We start from the raw sequence: 2,106 nt of genomic DNA on the forward strand, positions 1-2,106 counted from the left end.
GGCCGGAGCCGCCGGGGCCGGAGCCGGAGCAGGGGCGGCCGCGGGAGCCGGAGCCGGCGCGGGGGCCGGGGCGGGGGCCGGGGCGGCGGGCGCGGGAGCCGGGGCAGGAGCCGCCGGCGCGGGGGCCGGAGCAGCGGCCGGGGCGGGGGCGGCGGCCGGAGCCGCACCCTTCGCACCGATGACGGCCAGCTTGGCGCCGACCTCCGCCGTCTCGTCCTCCGCGACCACGATCTCCAGCAGCACACCGGAAGCCGGGGCCGGGATCTCGGTGTCGACCTTGTCGGTGGAGACCTCGAGCAGCGGCTCGTCGGCCTCGACGCGCTCTCCCTCGGCCTTCAGCCAGCGGGTCACGGTGCCCTCGGTGACGCTCTCGCCGAGCGCCGGAAGGGTTACGGAAACCGCCATGGTTTCAGTTGCTCCTTAACGATGTGCGGAAGTGGTCTGTCGCGCCCGTAACTGACTAGTCGTGGGAGTGCAGCGGCTTGCCGGCCAGGGCCAGGTGGGCCTCGCCGAGCGCCTCGTTCTGCGTCGGGTGCGCGTGGATGAGCTGCGCGACCTCGGCCGGCAGAGCCTCCCAGTTGTAGATCAGCTGAGCTTCACCGACCTGCTCGCCCATACGGTCACCGACCATGTGGACGCCGACCACGGCACCGTCCTTGACCTGGACGAGCTTGATCTCGCCCGCGGTCTTCAGGATCTTGCTCTTGCCGTTGCCCGCGAGGTTGTACTTCAGGGCGACGACCTTGTCCGCACCGTAGATCTCCTTGGCCTTGGCCTCGGTGATGCCGACGGAGGCGACCTCGGGGTGGCAGTACGTCACCCGCGGCACGCCGTCGTAGTCGATCGGGACGGTCTTCAGACCGGCCAGCCGCTCCGCCACCAGGATGCCCTCGGCGAAGCCGACGTGCGCGAGCTGGAGGGTCGGGACCAGGTCACCGACCGCGGAGATGGTGGGCACGTTGGTCTGCATGTACTCGTCGACCAGGACGTAGCCGCGGTCCATCGCGACGCCCTGCTCCTCGTAGCCGAGGCCCTGGGAGACCGGGCCGCGGCCGATGGCGACCAGGAGGACCTCGGCCTCGAAGGTCTTGCCGTCGGCGAGGGTGACGCGCACGCCGTCCTGGGTGTACTCGGCCTTCTCGAAGAAGGTGCCCAGGTTGAACTTGATGCCGCGCTTGCGGAAGGCGCGCTCGAGCAGCTTCGAGCTGTTCTCGTCCTCGACCGGCACGAGGTGCTTGAGGCCCTCGACGACGGTGACGTCGGTGCCGAACGACTTCCACGCGGAGGCGAACTCGACGCCGATGACGCCGCCGCCCAGGATGATCGCGGACTTCGGAACGCGGTCCAGGACCAGCGCGTGGTCCGAGGAGATGATGCGGTTGCCGTCGATGTCCAGACCCGGCAGGGACTTCGGCACGGAGCCGGTCGCCAGGAGGACGTGGCGGCCCTGCACACGGCGGCCGTTCACGTCGACGGAGGTGGGGGAGGACAGCCGGCCCTCACCCTCGATGTAGGTCACCTTGCGGGAGGCGACCAGGCCCTGCAGACCCTTGTAGAGGCCCGAGACGACCTCGTCCTTGTACTTGTGAACGCCGGCGATGTCGATGCCCTCGAAAGAGGTCTTGACACCGAACTGATCGGCCTCACGAGCCTGGTCCGCGATCTCGCCGGCGTGCAGCAGAGCCTTCGTGGGGATGCAGCCGTTGTGCAGGCAGGTGCCGCCGAGCTTGTTCTTTTCGATCAGTGCGACGTCCAGGCCCAGCTGAGCTCCGCGCAGCGCCGCAGCGTAACCGCCGCTACCACCGCCGAGGATCACTAGGTCGAAAACGGTGCTGGCGTCGTTCGCCACGTCACGTCCTCCATGCATGTGCGCCGTTCGCCGGGCCCCCGTCTCGGGAGATGACCGGCCGGTCGGCTGGTGTTCGGCCGCTGTCTCTTCGGCCCTGTGGTGGGGGCCCTGTCCTGCCGAGAACCCATCTTCGCACTTGTTGACGGACGGCGGGACGCGGGGCCGGAGCTTGAGATGGTGAGCTTGAGCGCTTTTCCCCGTTACCGGGGCGTAGCGGGGGCGGGCCCGTGGCGCCGGGGCGGGGCGGGGAACAGACG

At 69.9% G+C, this 2,106-nt stretch carries 2 protein-coding genes; both read right to left on the minus strand.

The genetic code is table 11. The features are described from left to right. Positions 1-405, minus strand: a 405-nt coding sequence (locus ACWGH4_RS34500) for a biotin/lipoyl-containing protein (protein ID WP_453467784.1), incomplete at its 3' end; no start/stop codon positions are given. Between the two features lie 55 nt (positions 406-460). After that, entirely contained in the window at positions 461-1,849 is a 1,389-nt protein-coding gene (gene lpdA, locus ACWGH4_RS34505; protein WP_037774878.1) for a dihydrolipoyl dehydrogenase, read from the minus strand. Positions 1,850-2,106 lie beyond the last annotated feature (257 nt).

The sequence above is a fragment of the Streptomyces sp. NPDC054847 genome (assembly GCF_053610925.1).